Here is a 19,645-nt window from a genome sequence, read left to right on the forward strand (position 1 = left end):
GTGATGGTTCAGATAATGCGGTTGTTTTTGAAATCGCGCAGGAAGCCACCCCAGCGACGTTCATAGAACGGCGTGATGTGCTCGGTGATAAAGTGGCTGATGCCCTTCTCCCCTTTCACCACCTGACAGATATCGATCGGCTCGTCGCCCGGCAGGGTGTCGGTCGCCACGCTGCCTGTCGCCTGGATGATCTCTTCGATGTCGCCATCTGCCTCAATGCCAATCAGCAGTACCGGCTGTTCGTCAGCCTGCTCTTTGATGGAGCAGAGAAACGCCCGTTTCACCGGTTTGAGGGTTTTGAACAGGGTGGTCAGGGAGTCGATCATCTGCGCCGGTGGCTCGGCCACTTCCGACAGCAGCAGAGATGCACCGCCCTCCAGCACCTCCTGAGTGCTGAGCGGGTTGCCCTCCTCACCGATCAGATGGCTGATTTCGCTCGGGGTAAACTCTTTCCCGGTCGGCAGTTTGGCATTCAGGAACAGGGTTTCGCCCAGCGTCATCTCAAACAGCGTGCGCACCGGCATCACCACGAACGCCTGCTCATCTTCAACCGCTTCCTGCAACGCTTCCAGGGAGGAGAAGAACGGGATCACCGAGGTGCCGTCATCCTTTTCCCAGTGCAGCAGATCCAGGGCGCTGTCCTCAACAACCTGCTCACCTTCCGCGGCGGTGCCGGGCACCCAGACGGTGGACTCCAGCAGCGTGCGGAAAAATGCCGGACGATGGGCGGGCTCGGTGGCCGCCTTCTCCAGCAGGGTTTCTAATTCGTTTTTGGTTTCTGACATACACTCACAACTTCAAAAAACGCCGGGTGGCGCTTCGCTTACCCGGCCTACAAAACCCGTAGGCCCGTGCAAGCACAGCGCCGCCGGGCAAGCCAATTACTCTGCGGTCAACAGGTTCGCAATGGTACGCACACCCAGACCGGTGGCACCAGCAGACCACTGCTCGACCGCTGCTTTACGGTAGGTGGCGGAACAGTCGATGTGCAGCCAGCCTTCGTGATAGTTCTCAACGAAGTGCGACAGGAAACCGGCGGCGGTGCTGGCACCGGCCGGATAGGCCGCGCTGGCGGTGTTGTTCAGTTCGGCAAAGTTCGACGGCAGCTGGCTGCGGTGGAACTCGGCCAGCGGCAGACGCCAGAACGGCTCGTTCTCGGCAGCGGCGCTGGCCAGCAGACGGGCCGCCAGCTTGTCGTCGAAGCTGAACAGGGCATGGTAGTCGTTGCCGAGCGCCGTTTTCGCCGCGCCGGTCAGGGTCGCCATGTCGATGATCAGCTCAGGTTTCTGCGCGGAAGCATCAATCAGGCCATCGGCCAGCACCAGACGGCCTTCGGCGTCGGTGTTCATCACTTCGACGTTCTTGCCGTTGCGGTAGCGAATGATATCGCCCAGCTTGAAGGCATTACCGCTGACCATGTTGTCGGCGCAGCACAGGTACAGCTTCACGCGCTTGTTCAGGCCGCGGGTGATGGCAAAAGCCAGCGCGCCGGTAATGGTAGCCGCGCCGCCCATGTCGGACTTCATCGAGTCCATGAACGCGCTCTGCTTCAGGCTGTAACCGCCGGTATCGAAGGTGATGCCTTTTCCTACCAGGCAGGCATACACCGGGGCTTGCTTGTCGCCGGTCGGGTTGAAATCCAGCGCCAGCAGAACCGGTGGGCGTTCAGAACCACGGCCTACGGTGTGCAGACCCATGTAGTTCTGCTCGCGCAGATCTTCGCCTTTAGTGATGCGATAAGACATCTTGTCGCCAGCGACGTTGCTCAGCAGATCCACCGCGCGCTGCGCCAGCTGCTCCGGGCCTAACTCTTCCGCCGGGGCGTTAATGGTGTCACGCACCCAGTCGATGATGGTCAGACGGCTTTCCAGCTCTTTCTGTGCCGCCGCGTCGAGGCTGGCCCACTCAATTTTACGGGTGCCTTTCGGGCCTTTGTAACCTGACGAAAAGGCCCAGCTGCGATCCACATCCCAGCCTTCGCCGTCGAGGGTGACATGTTTAATGCCCAGACCGTCAATTTTACGCGCTGCGCGCTGGATCAGGCCTAAATCGTCACTGCCGTTCAGGTGCAGGGTAATACCGTCGTTATTAATGCTGTAAGTCGCTTTTTCACCCCAGCGCGCATCGGCAGGCTGAGTAGAGAGCGTAATCTTCATCGCTTCGGTCATTTTTATTTATCCTTATTAGCAACAAGCAAACGGGCCGCCTGAAGGCAGCCCGTAACGTTTTTATTCTGCTTCGTCTAACCAGACTAGCAGAATCGCCTCCAGAACTTTTTCATTGGATGCGTTAGGATCGTCGTCAAACTCTTCCAGATCGCAAATCCACTGATGCATATCGGTGAAGCGTACGGTTTTCGGATCGAGATCCGGATTAGCGTCGTACAGCGCCTCGCCGATTTCACGGCTGTCTGTCCACTTCAGTCCCATATTAATGCTCGCGTGCGTGGTTAAGCGTATAACGCGGAAGTTCGACCACCAGATCTTCATCGGTGACGCGCGCCTGACAGCTCAGACGACTTTCCGGCTCCAGACCCCATGCTTTATCCAGCATGTCATCTTCGTCTTCTGTACTCTCCGCAAGAGAGTCAAAGCCCTCGCGGACGATGCAGTGGCAGGTCGTGCAGGCACAGGATTTTTCACAGGCGTGTTCCACTTCGATACCGTTGCGCAGGGCAACGTTAAGGATGGTTTCGCCAGTCTCAGCTTCCAGAACTGCACCATCCGGACAGAGGTCCGCATGAGGCAAAATAACAATCTTTGGCATATTAAACCTCGTCCACGGAGTGGCCTTTCAGCGCGGTACGGACAGACTGGTCCATACGGCGTGCGGCGAACTCCTGGGTTTGTTTATCAACGTTTTTAATCGCTTGTTCTATGGCGTCAGCGTCATCGCCTTCCGCTACCGCGCTCAGTTGCGCGACGGCGTCGTCAATGGCCTGACGTTCAGCGGCGCTTAACAGCGCGGCATCAGCAGTGAGTGCGCTGTTCAGGCTTTCCAGCACGCGTGCGGCTTCAACTTTCTGTTCAGCCAGCATGCGCGCCTTCACATCCTGCGCAGCAAAACTCATTGAGTCCTGAATCATGGTGGCGATTTCGCCATCGGTCAGACCGTAGGACGGTTTCACCTGGATGGAGGATTCGACACCGGTCGATTTTTCCATCGCCGTGACGCTCAGCAGGCCGTCCGCATCCACCTGAAAGGTGACGCGGATATGCGCCCCGCCCGCAGGCAGCGCCGGAATGCCGCGCAGCGCGAAACGCGCCAGCGAGCGGCAATCCTGGACCAGCTCGCGCTCGCCCTGCAGGACGTGGATCGACATCGCGGTCTGGCCGTCTTTGAAGGTGGTGAACTCCTGCGCACGCGCCACCGGAATGGTGGTGTTACGCGGGATCACCTTCTCAACCAGGCCGCCCATGGTTTCTAAACCGAGGGACAGCGGGATGACGTCCAGCAGCAGCATTTCGCTGTCCGGCTTGTTGCCGACCAGGATATCGGCCTGGATGGCGGCGCCAATGGCGACCACTTTATCCGGGTCGATCGAGGTTAATGGCGTGCGGCCAAAGAACTCGCCCACGCGCTCACGCACCAGCGGAACGCGGGTCGACCCGCCGACCATCACTACGTCCAGCACCTCTTGTGCCTCGACGCCCGCATCTTTCAGCGCGCGACGGCAGGCCAGCAGAGTGCGCTTCACCAGCGGGGCGATCAGTTCATTGAACTGCTCGCGGCTGATGTCGCCTTTCCAGCCCGCGATCTCAACGGTCACGGACGGGGCATCGCTGAGGGCGATTTTGGCGGCAATGGCGGCGTCCAGCAGCTGACGCTGCAGGCGCGCATCACTCCGATCGGCGATTCCCGCCAGCTCACAGATATGATCCGCCAGCAGGTGGTCAAAGTCGTCGCCGCCGAGAGCAGAGTCGCCGCCGGTGGCCAGCACTTCAAATACCCCGCGGCTCAGGCGCAGGATAGAAATATCGAAGGTCCCGCCGCCGAGGTCGAAGACGGCAATCACCCCTTCCTGACCGGAGTCGAGGCCGTAGGCAATGGCAGCCGCGGTCGGCTCGTTGAGCAGACGCAGCACGTGCAGGCCCGCCAGACGCGCCGCGTCTTTGGTGCCCTGACGCTGGGCGTCATCGAAATAGGCCGGAACGGTGATCACCACGCCATCCAGTTCGCCTTCCAGGGTCGCGGTCGCGCGGGCGGCCAGCGCCTTAAGGATATCGGCAGAGACACGGATCGGGTTGAGTAAACCGGCAGTGGTGGCGATCATCGGCAGGCCGTTTTCACTGGACTGCAGCTGATACGGCAGATGTGGGTAACGACTCTGGATGTCTGCCAGGGAACGGCCCATCATGCGTTTTACCGAACTGATGGTGTTGGCAGGATCCTGTGCCGCATTGGCGCGGGCGTCGTAACCCACGCTGTGGCCCTGGGGCTGATAGTGGACCACAGACGGCAACAGGTGTTGACCCTGCGCATCCGCCAGCGTCTCAGCCTGGCCGCTGCGCACGGTCGCCACCAGCGAATTGGTGGTGCCTAAGTCGATGCCTACCGCCAGACGACGCTGGTGCGGTGCGGCACTTAAGCCCGGCTCACTAATTTGTAATAAGGCCATAATTGCTTCCGAAATTAAAAATCGAGCAGCTTTTCTTCGAGTTGTTCAGCACTGCTTCGCAGTTTATCGAGAAAACGCAGCTTGCGCACAGTGTCCGCCGCCACGTCCCACGTCTCGTTATTCAATTGGTCAACCATCTGCTGATGGCGGGCATCGAACATCCCTTTTACGCGCTTAATAAAACGTTCCAGACGCGCTTCGTCTTTGGCCTGGTCGATCTCATCCAGCTCTTCACGCAGCTCCAGCTGTTCCATCAGGAAAGCGGTGTCGCGGACGGTGTGTTGCTCACTGGCGAGATCAAACCCATGAAGCGAGAGCAGATATTCTGCCCGGCTCAGCGGATTGCGCAGGGTTTGCCACGCCTGATTGATGGTCGCAGAGTGCTGCACCGCCGCCAGCTGTTCCGCCTGGGTGCCGCTGGCAAACTTATCCGGATGGTACTGACGTTGCAGATCCTGGAAACGGGCCGCCAGCGCCTGAGTATCAATTTCATACCCGGCTGGTAACCCAAAGAGGGTGAAGTAATCCATAACAATCTCAGGGTTAGCTGATTAAAACAAACCCCACACACAGTCTGGCTGCGGTGGGGTTAGCAGGTGATACGCAATTAGACGTGGAAGCTTTCGCCGCAGCCGCACTCATCTTTCACGTTCGGGTTGGTGAATTTAAACCCTTCGTTAAGGCCTTCTTTGACAAAGTCCAGCTGAGTGCCGTTCAGGAACTGCAGGCTTTTACCATCGACCACTACCTTCACGCCTTTGTCTTCGAACACGGTATCTTCCGCCGCAGGTTCGTCAACAAATTCCAGTACATACGCCATACCGGAACAGCCGGAAGTGCGTACACCCAGTCGCAGGCCAAAGCCTTTGCCACGGTTTGCCAGGAAGGAGCTTACTCGCGCGGCAGCGCTGTCGCTAAGGGTAATCGACATAACAACCTCAACTAATTATTTTGCTTCACGTTTGCTTTTGTAATCCGCGATTGCGGCTTTAATCGCATCTTCCGCCAGGATAGAGCAGTGAATTTTCACCGGCGGCAGTTCGAGTTCGTCAGCAATATCGGTATTTTTAATTGCCTGCGCTTCGTCCAGGGATTTGCCCTTCACCCACTCGGTGACCAGGGAGCTGGAAGCGATTGCGGAACCGCAACCGTAGGTCTTGAAGCGCGCGTCTTCAATGATACCTTCATTGTTGACTTTAATCTGCAACTTCATCACGTCGCCACAGGCTGGTGCACCCACCATGCCGCTGCCCACGCTGTCATCACTGTTGTCGAAGGAGCCCACGTTACGTGGATTCTCGTAATGATCGATAACTTTTTCGCTGTATGCCATGTTGAATTCTCCTTACAAACCGATTAGTGATGTGACCATTCAATGCTGTTCAGATCCACGCCTTCTTTGAACATTTCCCACAGTGGAGAAAGGTCACGCAGACGGCCAATGGAGTTGCGAACCAGCTTGATGGTGTAGTCAATCTCTTCATCGGTAGTGAAACGACCTAAAGAGAAACGGATAGAGCTGTGTGCCAGTTCGTCGGTCATGCCCAGTGCGCGCAGCACGTAGGACGGCTCGAGGCTTGCGGAAGTACACGCAGAACCGGAAGAGACGGCCAGGTCTTTCAGGGCCATGATCAGCGACTCGCCTTCAACATAGTTGAAGCTGACGTTAAGAATGTTTGGTGCGCCCTGCTCGAGATCGCCGTTCAGGTAGACCTCTTCCATATCCTTCACGCCTTCCCACAGACGGTTACGCAGCGTACGCAGGCGTGCCATCTCGGTTTCCATCTCTTCTTTGGCGATACGGTAGGCTTCACCCATCCCGACGATCTGGTGAACAGGCAGAGTACCGGAACGCATACCGCGCTCGTGACCGCCGCCGTGCATCTGGGATTCGATACGGATACGTGGCTTACGACGCACGTACAGCGCGCCAATGCCTTTCGGGCCATAGATTTTGTGGCCGGAGAAGGACATCAGGTCCACTTTCAGCTGGCTCAGGTCGATAGGCAGTTTGCCCACGCTCTGGGTCGCATCCACGTGGTAGATGATACCGCGGGCACGGCACAGTTCGCCGATGGTAGCGATATCCTGCACCACGCCGATTTCGTTGTTCACGTGCATGATGGAGACCAGGATGGTGTCATCACGCATGGCCGCTTCGAGCTCTTTCAGGTCGATGATACCGTTGCGCTGCGGTGCGAGGTAGGTCACTTCAAACCCTTCACGCTCCAGCTGACGACAGGTATCCAGCACGGCTTTGTGTTCGGTTTTGCTGGTGATGATGTGCTTGCCTTTTTTCTGATAGAAATTGGCCGCACCCTTGATCGCCAGGTTATCGGATTCGGTCGCGCCAGAGGTGAAAACAATTTCACGCGGGTCCGCGCCAACCAGCTCGGCAATCTGATTACGGGCGATATCTACCGCCTCTTCAGCATGCCAGCCAAAACGGTGAGAACGGGAAGCCGGGTTACCAAAGTTTCCGTCCAGGGTCAGACACTGCATCATTTTCTCGGCAACACGCGGGTCCACCGGCGTGGTTGCGGAGTAATCGAGATAGATCGGTAATTTCATTGCTCTTTAAACTCCGTACATCGCTTCAATGCAAGGAATCAGGCAACCGGCTGGATGTACGACCGAGTACGCGGGGCGAGTTATGCCCCGGCCTGATTCTGAAATACTTATTTTTTATTACGCGCGTAATTTGACGTCGATAGCGTCCTGCGCGCGGGTATTACGATGGGACTCGTGCGAGTGCTGGCGACCAGAGACGTCCAGCACTTCCTGGTTGTTAACCAGTTCACCAATGGTGATGTTATTCAGGAAGCCGGTCAGACGGTCGCTCAGATCGCGCCACAGCGCGTGAGTCAGACATTTATCGCCGCCCTGACAGCCGCCTTTACCCTGGCAACGGGTCGCGTCGACGGATTCGTCAACTGCGCTAATCACTTCGCCAACGGCAATACTGCCCGCGTCTTTACCTAACAGATATCCGCCGCCAGGACCGCGGACGCTGGAAACCAGGCCATTTTTACGCAGTCGGGAGAAAAGCTGTTCCAGATAAGAGAGGGAGATTCCCTGACGTTCAGAAATATCAGCCAACGGAACCGGGCCCGATTCGGAGTTGAGCGCAACGTCCAGCATCGCGGTCACGGCATAACGCCCTTTAGATGTCAGTCTCATGTCTTACTTAACCTCAAACTCGCCCCTGCCCGGGGTTTTTATTGTAAAGTGGGGGTATTGCATAGCAGGGCCAAGTCTGACATTCCCGACTAAATTGGTCAACTATTTACTTGACTGTTTTAGTCAGGTATTTAACCTTCTGTGCGCTCATCAGTTTTTGCCCGGCGGCGCTTCGCTTGCACGGGCCTACGGTCCTGTAGGCCGGGTAAGCGCAGCGCCACCCGGCACCACCGCATTACTCTTTATTCTTCTGCTCAATCGACGCCAGAATACCGCGCAGGATGTTCAGCTCCTGGCTTTCCGGACGCGCACGAGTAAAGAGACGGCGGAGGCGGTTCATCACCTGTCCCGGATGCCCGGCGCGGATAAAGCCGGTGCTGAGAAGGGTCTGCTCCAGATGACCATAGAAACGCTCCAGGTCATCCACCAGCGGATACGGGGTCTCTTCTGGCGCAGCGTAGGACTCTTTCTCCTGGGTTGCCAGCCATGCCATCCGCACTTCATAGGCAATAACCTGCACGGCCATCGCCAGGTTCAGCGAGCTGTATTCCGGGTTAGCGGCAATGGCGACGTGATAATGGCACTTCTGCAGCTCATCGTTGGTCAGCCCCACGCGCTCACGGCCAAACACCAGCGCCACTGGCGCATGCTGACCTTCGGAAACGCTTTTCAACCCACATTCACGCGGATCGAGCATCGGCCACGGCAGAGTGCGCGAACGCGCGCTGGTGCCAACCACCAGGCTGCAACCCGCTAAGGCTTCATCCAGGGTATCAACGATCTGCGCATTGCCAATGACGTCGCTGGCGCCCGCGGCGAGCGCGATAGCCTGTGAGTCGGGTTTGACCAGCGGGTTAACCAGCCAGAGATTGGTTAAGCCCATGGTTTTCATCGCGCGGGCCACCGAGCCCATATTGCCGGTATGTGAGGTTTCGACCAGTACGATTCGGATATTTTGCAGCATAATTTTTTTACGTTTGAATTCAGTGTCTGAAGAATATTCGCCCATGCTACCATAAACGGAAGACATAATCCGATCCCGCTGCTATACTCTGCGCCGTTTTCGTATCCCCCGTTCTTTAACATCCAGTGAGAGTAACCGATGCAACATCCTATGTTGACCATCGCCGTGCGCGCAGCGCGCAAGGCGGGTAATGTAATTGCCAAACACTACGAAACTCCAGATTCCGTAGAAACCAGCCAGAAAGGCAGCAATGACTTTGTGACTAACGTCGATAAAGCCGCAGAAGCGATGATTATCGAAACCATTCGCAAATCTTACCCGCAACACACCATCATCACCGAAGAAAGCGGTGAGCACGTGGGCGAAGATCAGGATGTTCAATGGGTTATTGATCCACTGGATGGCACCACCAACTTCGTTAAACGTCTGCCACACTTCTCTGTCTCTATCGCCGTACGCATCAAAGGCCGTACTGAAGTGGCAGTGGTTTACGATCCAATGCGTAACGAACTGTTCACCGCTACCCGTGGTCAGGGCGCACAGCTGAACGGTTACCGTCTGCGCGGCACTAACGCTCGCGATCTCGACGGCACCATCCTGGCGACCGGTTTCCCGTTCAAAGCTAAACAGCACGCACCTGCGTACATGAAAATCCTGGGCAAACTGTTCACCGAGTGCGCTGACTTCCGTCGCTCCGGTTCTGCTGCGCTGGATCTGGCCTACGTTGCCGCTGGCCGCGTGGACGGTTACTTTGAGATTGGCCTGAAGCCATGGGACTTCGCTGCTGGCGAACTGATTGCTCGCGAAGCAGGTGCTCTGGTGTGTGATTTCACCGGCGGCCACAACTACATGCTGTCTGGCAACATCGTTGCAGGTAACCCACGTGTGGTGAAATCCATGCTGGCGAACATGCGTGACGAACTGAGTGAAGCGCTGAAGCGTTAATTCTGTGAATATTGCCCGGTGGCGCTTCGCTTACCGGGCAATATTGCTAAAACGGTCGCATCCCCCTGCCCACCGGCACTGCACTGATCCACATCATCACCGCCGCCACCAGCAACACCACCCCACCGGCTAATGCCAGCGTTGTCCACCCGATCTGTCGCCACAGTACCGGCGCTTTATTACCGCTAAGCCTGACCGCCAGCTGACGAAAACCGTGCACCAGCAGCGCCAGTGAAGAGATAGTGAGCCCCGTTCCCGCCGCCATGGCCAGCGCCGAGGCCACGCCCCAGCTGAACACCCCGATCACCTTACTGAACAGCAGCACCATGATCGCCCCTGAACAGGGTCGCATCCCCATCGACAGAATAATCATCATCCGCGCCCGCCAGTCGTCAGCGCGCTGGATCTGGGTCGGGCTCGGCAGATGCTGATGGCCGCAGCCGCAGTTGGCGTCGTGAACGTGATGCGGGGTAAAGGCTTTAAAGGTCGGTTTACGCAGCAACGCCCGCAGTTTTTTTAGCGCCCGCCAGCAGAGCATTAACCCCAGCACGCCCACCAGGGCATAGCTTCCCTTCTCGAGCCAGAAGCTGCTCATGTGCAGATCCCGCGCCGGGAGCTGCAGCAGGGTCAATACCCCCACCACCAGGGCAATCGCCACCACTCCCTGTAATAGAGAGGAGGCCAGGGTTAAGCCGATGCTCGATTTCAGTTTTGAGGGATGGGTGGCAAGCCAGGTGGTGATCACGATTTTGCCGTGGCCTGGCCCCAGGGCATGCAGCACGCCATATAAAAAGCTGAATACCAGCAGCGACCCGCCCGCCGCCGTCGGATTTTCGGCCACCGCCTTCAGCAAGCCGCTCATCTGCTGATTGACGTCCCGCTGCCAGAGAATGCTCTGACGCATTACCTGCGGCCATGCCTGCCACAGCCAGATGGCCCCTGACACCGCCACCAGCAGAAACAGCGCCAGCGGCCAGAGATCCGCGACGCGGCGCGCACGAACTATTGACATTGTAAGGTCACCGTCTGGGCAAACTGTTTGCCGAGATCCATATCTTCCGGAGGCGCATCGTCTTTATCCAGCGAGCTGGCAAAACTCAGCGTCTCATCGCTGGGCTCCGGGGTATCGATGGTGAGGGCGCAGCTTTTTTGCAGCTCAGCGGGCAGCGACACATCGTCATCCTCGGCGTAGCTCATGTCCACGTAGTAGGAGGGATCGAAGGTGGAAAAGGTATATTTCTGCCCGGCCAGCGGCTGCGGCTCCGCCAGCGGCAGGATAAAGGTCAGCACCGCCTGATGATCAACGCGGGTCATACCGTACTGGGTGGGCCGGTTGAGGAATTTCACCTTCTCCCCGTTGTGCCAAAACTCGGTAAAATAGTGCTGACCGAGCACGTTGGCCATCACCTCTGCCGCCAGCTTCTTCCAGATCTCATCCCCCGGCTTTGCGTTTCCGGCATCATAAAGCAGATCGGCGGAGGTCAGCTCATCCATCACCCAGCGCATCTTCAGCCCGGTAAGCTGGTCGTCTTTCACCATGATCTGAGTTTTCAGGGTGATAAAGCTGTGAGGGTGCGCGGCGGCGGCAAAAGACAAAACCGCCAAAAAAAGCGTCGTTGCGCTGCGTTTCACTGTTTGCATCTCTTCCTCACGTCAAAAATTCTGTGATGTTCACCCGCATTCCTGAAGGAAAGCCCGGCAACCTGTGCTATGGCATAGATCCTTTAGCTATTCTTATCAAACACACTCACTGGAACCCGACAGATGATGACGACTCTCGAAATGCCATCTGCACTTTCCAGTTCGCAGCGCCGCTGCCAGGTTCTGTTGATGCTCTATGTGCCAGGATTCCGTGCCAACCTGCAACGCATCGGTGAAATCAATGGTGTCGATGATGCCCTCTGCCGGCAGGATATCGACGAGATGCGCATGGAGATCCAGCGCTATCACCAGCTCGACATTGCGACACAGCATGATGGCTGCTACCTGCTTGAAGGTAGCCACCTGAACCAACGTTTATGCCTGCTGCACTGGTTGCGCCGGGCGTTACGCCTCTGCCCCCACTTCGTCGCGCAGCAGTTTACCCCATCTCTGAAAATCGCGCTAAAGCAGCTCGGCATCGCCCGCACTTTATATGACGATACCAATCTGCGGGCGCTGATTAATTTTTGCTCCCGCCGCCTGCAGCGTCAGTTTGAATCCCGGGACACGCAGTTTTTGCAGCTCTATCTGCAGTACTGCCTGCTTCAGCACCATCTGGGCCAGAGCCCGGAATTTTCAGTGATCCAGCGCAACTGGACCCAGTCACGTAACGAATATCTGATGGCGCAGGAGATTGTGCGCCACTGGCAGCGCCGCGTGGCGCTGGTGCCCCACGCCGATGAGCAACCTTTCCTGGCGCTGCTGTTTATGATGCTCCGCACGCCGGATCCCCTTCGCGATGCGCACCAGGAAGATGACCGGCTGCGCCGCACCATCACCCGCATGATCGCCCGCTTTCATGGGCAAACCGGCATGCAGTTCAGCGACGAGAAGGGGCTGACCGATCAGCTTTATGTGCATATTTCCCAGGCGCTGGACCGCTCGCTGTTTGGCATCGGTATCGACAACAGCCTCCCCGAGGAGATCCACCGCCTCTACCCGCGCCTGATGCGTACCACCCGGGAGGTGCTGTTCGAGCTCGAGTCGGAGTTTGGCCTGCGCTTCTCCGAGGAGGAGTCGAGCCTGGTGGCGGTGATCTTTGGCGCCTGGCTGATGCAGGAGAGCGATCTGCATGAAAAACAGGTGGTGTTATTGACCGGGGAGGATAAAGCCTGCGAGGAGCTGATTGAGCAGCAGCTGCGGGAGTTAACCCTGCTGCCGCTGAACATTCGCTATGTGACGCTACAGGCCTTTCAGAAGGAGGGCGCCCCGCGCGAGGCCGCCCTGGTGGTCACGCCCTACACCACCGCCCTGCCGCTGTTCTCGCCGCCCCTCATCCACGCCGTCGAGGCGTTGAATGCGCAGCAGCAGGAACATATTCGCGCCATGCTGGAATCTTAGCGCGCTGCCACCCGCGGACGCAGCAGGATCGCGGGGAGCGCCACCAGCGCCATCACCCAGAACACCCCATGACCGAGATGCTGGTACAGGAAGCCGGCGAAGACGGTCATGATCGCAATACTGCCTCCCATCGCCACCGCCGAGTAGACCGCCTGCAGGCGGATCACATCGCTGCCTTCGCGGGCCGAGATATAACGCATCGCCGCCAGATGGCACACCGTAAAGGTGCCGCAGTGCAGGATCTGCGCGACAATCAGCCACGGCAGCTCGGTAGTCCAGCCCATGATCCCCCAGCGAACAACGCCGCAGACGGCAGAGAGCAGGAGCAGCTCCCGGGCACCAAAGCGGCGGAACAGCCGGTTGCTGAGGGCAAAAATGATCACTTCCGCCACCACGCCCAGCGACCAGAGGTAGCCGACGGCCGAGGCCGAATACCCGGCTCCCTGCCAGTAAATCGCGCTGAAGCCATAGTAAGCGGCATGCGCCCCCTGCAGCAGGCAGACGCAGGCGAGGAAGCGCCAGCTCTGGGCCACCAGCGAGCGCCATGCCGGCCAGCCGGCGCTCTCCTGCTGACGGCTTTCGCCCTGCGGCATTACCGATGGGCGCAGCAGCATCCCAAGCAGCATCGAGGCAATTCCGACGCTCAGCAGGGCCAGAATGGCCTGATAGTCATACAGGCTGACCAGCTTGCCCACCAGCGCCGAGCCAATCACAAAGGCGATAGAGCCCCACAGCCGCACCCGGCCATAGTCCATGGTGATCTGCTTCTGCCAGGTATTGGCCAGCGCATCGGTCAGCGGCACCAGCGGCGAGAAGAAGAGGTTAAAGCCCACCATCACTACCACCAGCCAGGCAAACTGCTGGCTCACCCAGAAGCCGGCCATAAACACCAGGGTGAGCAGCGCCAGTACGCGCACGGCTTTGATTAACAGGGAGGGATCGCTGACGCGCGGGGCAATAAGCAGGCTGCCGAGAAAACGCGCCACCAGGCCCGAGCCAAGCAGAACGCCAATCATCTCCGGCGTGAGGCCAATCCCTTTGAGCCAGACGCTCCAGAAAGGCAGAAAAATACCGTAGCTAAAAAAGTAGGTGAAGTAGCTGAGCGCCAGCCAGCGCGTGGAATGCAAAACCATGAATCCCTCCCGTTTTGGAGGCGATAGTCTGACGGTAAAAACAGGCTGGCGCAAGCGGGTATTAACAGCTGATTAACAGGCTCAGGCGGCGCTTTCGACGGCAATCTCCATCGCAAAACGGGTGCTGTCGCCCGGGCCTAAGACCACCAGCCCAGGCTGCCCGGCCATATGGTGAGCGTTGACCGGATGGCTCTGCGGTTCGAGGCACAGGAATGATTTACCCGACATTCTGAACAGCATCAGCCACGGAGTTTGCGCGGTAATTGTGATATTCATCACATCACGCAGGATCGTTGCCACGCCGTTCCAGCCGGAGTAGCCGACATTCAGCCAGCCATCGCTCCCCTGCCGGGCGGTACTGAAATCGATCTCCGGCGGGATATCTCCCTGCCACGCCAGCGGTAAATGGTGCTCCCCTTCCGGCCAGTAGCCGCTGGCGGAAAACTGCAGGCGGCTGCGTTCGTCAACGTAAAACCACGGATGAAAGCCCAGACCGTACAGCATCGGCTGCGGGCCGAGATGGGTGAGCATCAGCTCCGCCCGCAGAACGTGCTCACGCAACTGATAGCGCAGCACCGCCTGATAATCGAAGCCGCAGTCATGCTGGCGGCGCAGCGTCAGAACACACTCCGTATCGGTGAGCGAGGCCACCTGCCAGGGAGACAGCCAGCCATCGCCGTGCAAAAAGAAGCGCTCGTCCACCGGGCTTTGCGGCAGGGTAATATCCCGCCCCTGAAAGGCAAAGCGATTACCCGCCACCCGGTTGGCCAGCGGCACCATCGGAAACAGCGCGCTGTCGCCCTCATCCCACAGCACGGGCTGCCCGTGGGTGAGGGAGAAGAGTTCCTGCAACCCGCCGCCCTGCGGGTTAACACGCATCCGCAGATGCGCGTTTTCTATCAACAGCAGGTCCATCAATGTACGCGCCCGGCATCCGCCGTTGCGGCCACTTTGCTGTGCTGTTTCTCCAGCTGCTCCTCCAGCGCCTCCAGGGTCACGCCTTTGGTTTCCGGGACTTTACGCAGAATGTAGAGATACCCGGCGGCGCAGATCGCTCCGTAGAGCAGGAAGCTGCCCGCCGCACCCAGCCCGGCATTGAGCAGCGGGAAGGTGTAGGTCAGCAGGAAGCAGGCGATCCACAGCGCCAGGGTCCCCATCGACATTGCCAGGCCGCGGACGCGGTTGGGGAAGATCTCCGACAACAGCACCCAGGTCACCGGGGCCAGCGTCAGGGCGTAGATGGCAATCGCCGCCAGCACCAGCAGCAGAACCGGCCAGCCCATGATGTTCATCGCATAGGCGCTGGCAATCAGCACATAAATAATGGTTAAGCCCGAGGCGCCCAACAGCATCAGCTTGCGACGGCCAATTTTATCCACCAGCGGCAGCGCGGCGAGGGTAAAGACCAGGTTGATGATGCCGGTCGCCACAATCGACTTCAGGGTGTCGTTGATATCAAACCCGGCCGAGGCGAAGATCTCCTGGGCATAGTTGAAGATGACGTTGATCCCGCACCACTGCTGGAACATCGCCAGCACCATGCCAATAATGACGATCGGTTTGACCTGGGGCTGCAGCAGCGTGGAGAACGCCACTTTCTGGGTATCTTTTTCCAGGGTGTGGGCGATCTCTTTTAAGGTCTGGCTGGCGTACTCCGGGGTGCCAATACGCTCCAGCATGGCGCGGGCGCGTTCCGGCTTGCCGGCCTTCATCAGCCAGCGCGGGGATTCCGGGACAAAGAACATCAGGACCAGGAACGCCAGGGCCGGCACCAGCTCGGCACCGAACATCCAGCGCCAGCCGGTTTGCCCGTTCCAGCTCTGGACGATAGCCTCCTGGGTGGCGCCAGGTGCCACCGGCTCGGCAATCATCAGGTTAATCAGCTGCGCCGCCAGCACCCCCACCACGATGGTGAGCTGGTTAATGGCCACGAAGCGACCGCGCTTATCCGCCGGGCTGACCTCGGCGATGTAGAGCGGGCTAAGGGCGGAGGCGAGGCCAATCCCCACCCCGCCGACGATGCGATAGACCACGAACATGTCAAAGCTGCTCGCCACCGCCGTGCCCCACGCCGAGGCGCTGAACAGCACCGCCGAGATGATCAGCGGCCACTTACGGCCAAATTTATCGGCGCACCATCCAGAGATTAAAGCCCCGAAAATACAGCCCACCAGGGCGGAACTCATCGCCCAGCCGGACTGCGCCGGGTCGGTAATCGAGAACCAGGCTTCATAGAAGGGTTTTGCCCCGCCAATTACCACCCAGTCGTAGCCAAACAGCAATCCACCGCAGGCGGCGACCAGACAGATTGTCCAGACGTAGCCCATTTTCAGTTGTGTCTGCGCACTGTTATTCATGTTGATTCCTCTTTAAGGGAAACGCAGGGTACAGAGGGTTAACAGGTGGGTTTCCCCACCTGCAGAGTCAGTTAATGGAAAATACCGGCTGCCTGCGCATGCTGAATCAGATGCGCTTTGTCATGAGCCGGGTTAAGTGCCAGCAAGGCCGCCAGCTGGCGTTTGCAGGCTGCGCTGTCACCCAGTCCGGCATGACCCAGCGCCTCAATGAACAGGCAGTGCTGCTGATGTTGCTGCCCGGCTGGCGTATCCAGCACCACCAGATCCGGCAGTGAGACTGCAAAGAAATCGGCCTTCGGCACGTCGTCGCGATGCGCCTGCACCCAGGCCAGGAACCCCTGGAAGTGACGCTCCGCCGCCGCGCTGTCCCCCAGCTGCCGCAGGGCCATCCCCTGCCAGAACAGGTAATCCGCCGGCTGATCGTTGTAGTAGCGCCCGGCCTCCAGGGTTGAGCCCCCCTGTGCCGCCCGGGTAAAGCAGCGCTGCGCCTCGGCCTGCTCATCGCCACGGGCGTGGCAGTAGCCCAACAGATACCAGATATCGTTATCGGTTTGCCCGGGCAGACGCCCCTCCCCGAGGTTGTGCGGATAGCGCAGGGCCGCCTGCAGCAGGTTAATCGCCTCGCGGAACTCGCCGCGGGCAATGTGCTGCAAGGCGCGGTGCTGCTGGTTGAGCAGATACTGCCCGGTCACCTTGCCTTCCCCGCCTTCCCACGGATGGAACTGACGCGCCTGAAGCACCTGCGCCGCAGCGTCGTAGCGCCCGGAACCGTTCCACAGACTTAACAGTTCGGCGGTCAGGTCATCGCGTTTGAGGACCACATTTTCCCGCCCGGTAAGCATGGCGAGGCGGTTCGCCACCGGCTGGCCGGTGAGCTTATTGAGATAATCCAGTTCAAACAGGAAACGCGGGTTGTCAGGTTCCAGCTGCACGGCGCGTTGCAGATGCTGCTCCGCCAGCGCCAGGTTGTGCGCTTTGTTCCAGGCGTAGATCCCCAGCAGGCGGTGCGCCGGTGCAAACTGCGGCTCCTGTTCCAGGGTGGTTTGCCAGCACCGCACCGCATCGTCATATCGACGTTTGCTGTACCAGAAGCAGCCCAGCAGATAGCGGGCGAACGGATCATCCTGCAGGCGCTGCAGCATCTGCACTTCATCCAGCGCGTTCGGGAAACGCACCCGGTTGGGCTCACAGCGGCGCGCGGCGGCAATGTAATGGGCACGCGTGGCAGGCTCATCGCTTAACGCGGCCCGCCAGAGCTGAGGCAAGGTCTCCTGGCTGTCGAGCAGATCCAGCATCTCGCGCGCGGCGTCTTGCATCCCCATCGCGGTTAACCAGCCCGCCAGCACGCAGGCGTTGGCCCCACGACGACCCGTCACCTGCAGCAGCTTGTCACGTGAAGCCTCGTCCCGGGCGATCGCCCAATGGGCATAGTGCAGGGTGTAGCTCAGAGGATGGGTTTGCAGGCAGCCGTCAATGTAGTCCTGCGCGGTGCGTTCGCCCTCAACCTGAGCCAGGGCCAGCGCTTTGAGCCCCATCGCCAGATTGTTGCTGGCATTGATCCCGAGGCTGATGTCGACTTTTTCCAGCGCGTCAGCGTAATTCCCGCGCTTCATCGACAGCCGCGCCAGCGACCAGAACGCGGCATCGCGGCAGTTTCCGCTCCAGGAGGCTTTGTAGTAGTGATCCCAGGCGGCATCGTCGTCCCCCTGCCGCTCCAGCGCCGTCGCCAGCAGCTGGCTGGCTTCACCATCCCGCGGGTTCTTATTTAACTTATGCGCACGCACCAGGGCGGCTTCGGCACAGCGCTGCGCCAGCCCCCAGTCGGCGCGGTTCAGCGCCAGGGTGCCCAGCGCGACGTTGTTGCGATAGTCGTGGGCATCCAGCTCCAGCGCACGGCGGTAGTAATCTTCCGCATAGCGGCTGGCGTGGTTGTACTGCTCCAGATGCTGACCAATAAAATAGAGTTCATCGCTGTTGCTGATGTTTTCCGGCATGGCGGGTGCGGTGGCCGGGTCCGGCAGCGGGGTTTCCTCGGCGATATGCTCCTGGTAATGCAGCAGCGTGCGGCCCGAGGCCTCTTTTATGGTCAGGGTTAAGCGCTGCGGCCACTCGTCCGCCAGCGCCTGCAGCCAGCTTTCACCCGGCATCAGAGTCAGCTGTGTTTCCCACACCGGCTTGCCCTCTGCGGTCAGTTCGAGGCGCACGCCCTGAAGCGGGGCGATGGCGTACAGGCCGAGGTGAAGCTGCTGCTCGCACCGCTCCAGCTTAAGCGCCAACTGGGTGTTGGCGTTCTGCACCTGCCCCAGCTCACTATAGGGCAGGAAATTCTGCACGAAGATCTTCTCTTCATACGGCGCAAGCCAGGTGAAATCAGGCTGGTTATCGGTGAAGACGCCGGTCATCAGCTCAATATAGGGGCCGTTTTCATCGGTCAGATTGCGATCCCAGGCGCGACCAAAATCGTCATGGCCCCAGGACCACTGCTTTTTACCCGGAGAAACGTGGTGATCGGCCACGTGCAGCAGGCCGCCCCGCTCACCATGATGGTAGGCGCCGACAAAATCGTAGGCCGATTTTTCTGCCATGTAGGAGGTCGGGACCGGTACGTTTTTGTAGCGCGAGATGTCCACGCCCGCCGAGTAGTCGACTTTATAGTAGGTGCCGGTGGCAATCGGGAAAGCTGAGACCGCGCGCTTGCCGTGGTCAAACACCGCCGTAACGTCCGGCGGGAAGACGCTCTGATGATCGTCCCCGCCCTTCACCGCCGGGTTGGCCCACCACAGGAAGTGGCGCGGCGTGGCGTTGCCGTTGAAGACTTTGCCGGTGATCTCAATCAACGCCCGATCCGGGTAGAGCGTAAAGCCAGTCATTACCTGCAGGCCGCGCATTGGCTCGGCCTCGCCCAGCCAGACGGTCTGCACCCCGCCATCCTGCTGCTGGATGGTCACGTCAACCGGCATAAAGGTGGTCGGGCGATGGTGCTGCGGCCAGTTAAACTCGATCCCGCCGGAGATCCACGGCCCCAGCAGGCCCACCAGCGCCGGTTTCACCACCTCGTTGTAGTAGACGAAATCACGCTCCTGAACTTTGTCATATGCGCGATGAATACGTCCGCCCAGCTCCGGCAGCAGCATGATGCGGATGTAGTCGTTTTCCATCCACACCGCCTGGTAATCACGCATCTCGCGGGTCCCGGTCAGGGTATCGGTCACGCCGTAGGGATAGACCGCGCCGGAGGAACCCTGGTACACGCGTTTTTCCAGGAACATCGGGTTAGTATCTTCTGCGCCGGTGGTCCATGTCGGTAAGGCGATGGTTTCCCGCCAGACGTTAACTGCTCCAGACATATTCACACTCCAGTAAACAAATAACAGTGAAAGACGATAAGATGGCAGTGTAGAGAGGA

19 protein-coding genes are annotated in these 19,645 nt (G+C 59.1%); 2 read left to right on the forward strand and 17 right to left on the reverse strand.

Going from position 1 to position 19,645, the window contains the following annotated elements; translation table 11 throughout:
* Positions 1-8 precede the first annotated feature (8 nt).
* The 11 genes from sseB to trmJ form a co-directional block, all read right to left on the reverse strand.
* A complete protein-coding gene (gene sseB, locus G7090_RS17200; RefSeq protein WP_166183359.1) occupies positions 9-785 on the reverse strand; it encodes an enhanced serine sensitivity protein SseB in 777 nt (258 codons plus the stop codon).
* Between the two features lie 96 nt (positions 786-881).
* Complete coding sequence (pepB, locus tag G7090_RS17205) at positions 882-2,168, reverse strand: aminopeptidase PepB (protein WP_166183361.1); 1,287 nt, start codon at positions 2,166-2,168, stop codon at positions 882-884.
* Positions 2,169-2,228: 60 nt separating this feature from the next.
* The gene (iscX, locus tag G7090_RS17210) at positions 2,229-2,429 is read right to left on the reverse strand and encodes a Fe-S cluster assembly protein IscX (protein WP_106994595.1); all 201 of its coding nucleotides are present in this window, start codon (positions 2,427-2,429) and stop codon (positions 2,229-2,231) included.
* Between the two features lies 1 nt (position 2,430).
* Entirely contained in the window at positions 2,431-2,766 is a 336-nt protein-coding gene (gene fdx, locus G7090_RS17215; protein ID WP_106994594.1) for an ISC system 2Fe-2S type ferredoxin, read from the reverse strand.
* A 1-nt stretch (position 2,767) separates the two neighbouring features.
* On the reverse strand, positions 2,768-4,618 hold the full coding sequence (gene hscA / locus G7090_RS17220) for a Fe-S protein assembly chaperone HscA (RefSeq protein WP_166183363.1): 1,851 nt from the start codon (positions 4,616-4,618) through the stop codon (positions 2,768-2,770).
* Positions 4,619-4,632: 14 nt separating this feature from the next.
* Entirely contained in the window at positions 4,633-5,148 is a 516-nt protein-coding gene (gene hscB / locus G7090_RS17225; protein WP_106994592.1) for a co-chaperone HscB, read from the reverse strand.
* A gap of 77 nt (positions 5,149-5,225) precedes the next feature.
* A complete protein-coding gene (gene iscA / locus G7090_RS17230) occupies positions 5,226-5,549 on the reverse strand; it encodes an iron-sulfur cluster assembly protein IscA (protein ID WP_039029731.1) in 324 nt (107 codons plus the stop codon).
* 15 nt (positions 5,550-5,564) lie between these two features.
* The gene (iscU, locus tag G7090_RS17235) at positions 5,565-5,951 is read right to left on the reverse strand and encodes a Fe-S cluster assembly scaffold IscU (protein WP_004866383.1); all 387 of its coding nucleotides are present in this window, start codon (positions 5,949-5,951) and stop codon (positions 5,565-5,567) included.
* A 23-nt stretch (positions 5,952-5,974) separates the two neighbouring features.
* Positions 5,975-7,189 (reverse strand): IscS subfamily cysteine desulfurase, encoded by a 1,215-nt coding sequence (locus G7090_RS17240; protein ID WP_032613128.1) that lies wholly within the window; start codon positions 7,187-7,189, stop codon positions 5,975-5,977.
* Positions 7,190-7,306: 117 nt separating this feature from the next.
* Entirely contained in the window at positions 7,307-7,798 is a 492-nt protein-coding gene (gene iscR / locus G7090_RS17245; protein ID WP_032613130.1) for a Fe-S cluster assembly transcriptional regulator IscR, read from the reverse strand.
* Between the two features lie 235 nt (positions 7,799-8,033).
* Entirely contained in the window at positions 8,034-8,762 is a 729-nt protein-coding gene (gene trmJ, locus G7090_RS17250) for a tRNA (cytosine(32)/uridine(32)-2'-O)-methyltransferase TrmJ (RefSeq protein ID WP_166185419.1), read from the reverse strand.
* Between the two features lie 138 nt (positions 8,763-8,900).
* Here trmJ and suhB point away from each other — a divergent pair, with 138 nt between their 5' ends.
* Positions 8,901-9,707, forward strand: coding sequence for an inositol-1-monophosphatase (gene suhB, locus G7090_RS17255; RefSeq protein WP_207630082.1), 807 nt, complete (start codon positions 8,901-8,903; stop codon positions 9,705-9,707).
* Positions 9,708-9,753: 46 nt separating this feature from the next.
* Here suhB and G7090_RS17260 read toward each other — a convergent pair whose 3' ends face one another.
* Complete coding sequence (locus tag G7090_RS17260; RefSeq protein ID WP_166183365.1) at positions 9,754-10,719, reverse strand: nickel/cobalt transporter; 966 nt, start codon at positions 10,717-10,719, stop codon at positions 9,754-9,756.
* Positions 10,710-11,348, reverse strand: a complete 639-nt coding sequence (locus G7090_RS17265; RefSeq protein ID WP_166183367.1) for a DUF1007 family protein — start codon at positions 11,346-11,348, stop codon at positions 10,710-10,712. Before G7090_RS17265 ends, G7090_RS17260 begins: the two co-directional genes overlap by 10 nt.
* A gap of 123 nt (positions 11,349-11,471) precedes the next feature.
* On the opposite strand from G7090_RS17265, the gene csiE reads away from it, so the two are divergent.
* Complete coding sequence (csiE, locus tag G7090_RS17270; protein WP_166183369.1) at positions 11,472-12,749, forward strand: stationary phase inducible protein CsiE; 1,278 nt, start codon at positions 11,472-11,474, stop codon at positions 12,747-12,749.
* On the opposite strand, the gene G7090_RS17275 is transcribed toward csiE, so the two are convergent.
* From G7090_RS17275 to G7090_RS17290, 4 genes are all read right to left on the reverse strand, one after another.
* The gene (locus tag G7090_RS17275; RefSeq protein WP_106994585.1) at positions 12,746-13,882 is read right to left on the reverse strand and encodes a 3-phenylpropionate MFS transporter; all 1,137 of its coding nucleotides are present in this window, start codon (positions 13,880-13,882) and stop codon (positions 12,746-12,748) included. The two genes, csiE and G7090_RS17275, sit on opposite strands and share 4 nt — an antisense overlap.
* An 81-nt stretch (positions 13,883-13,963) precedes the next feature.
* Entirely contained in the window at positions 13,964-14,800 is an 837-nt protein-coding gene (locus tag G7090_RS17280) for an aldose 1-epimerase (protein WP_166183371.1), read from the reverse strand.
* The gene (locus G7090_RS17285) at positions 14,797-16,239 is read right to left on the reverse strand and encodes a sugar porter family MFS transporter (RefSeq protein WP_166183374.1); all 1,443 of its coding nucleotides are present in this window, start codon (positions 16,237-16,239) and stop codon (positions 14,797-14,799) included. The genes G7090_RS17280 and G7090_RS17285 overlap by 4 nt, the downstream gene beginning before the upstream one ends.
* A 71-nt stretch (positions 16,240-16,310) precedes the next feature.
* Entirely contained in the window at positions 16,311-19,586 is a 3,276-nt protein-coding gene (locus G7090_RS17290; protein ID WP_166183375.1) for a DUF5107 domain-containing protein, read from the reverse strand.
* Between the last annotated feature and the right edge of the window lie 59 nt (positions 19,587-19,645).

Source organism: Leclercia sp. 29361, from assembly GCF_011290365.1.
In the GTDB taxonomy this organism is placed as follows: domain Bacteria; phylum Pseudomonadota; class Gammaproteobacteria; order Enterobacterales; family Enterobacteriaceae; genus Enterobacter; species Enterobacter tamurae.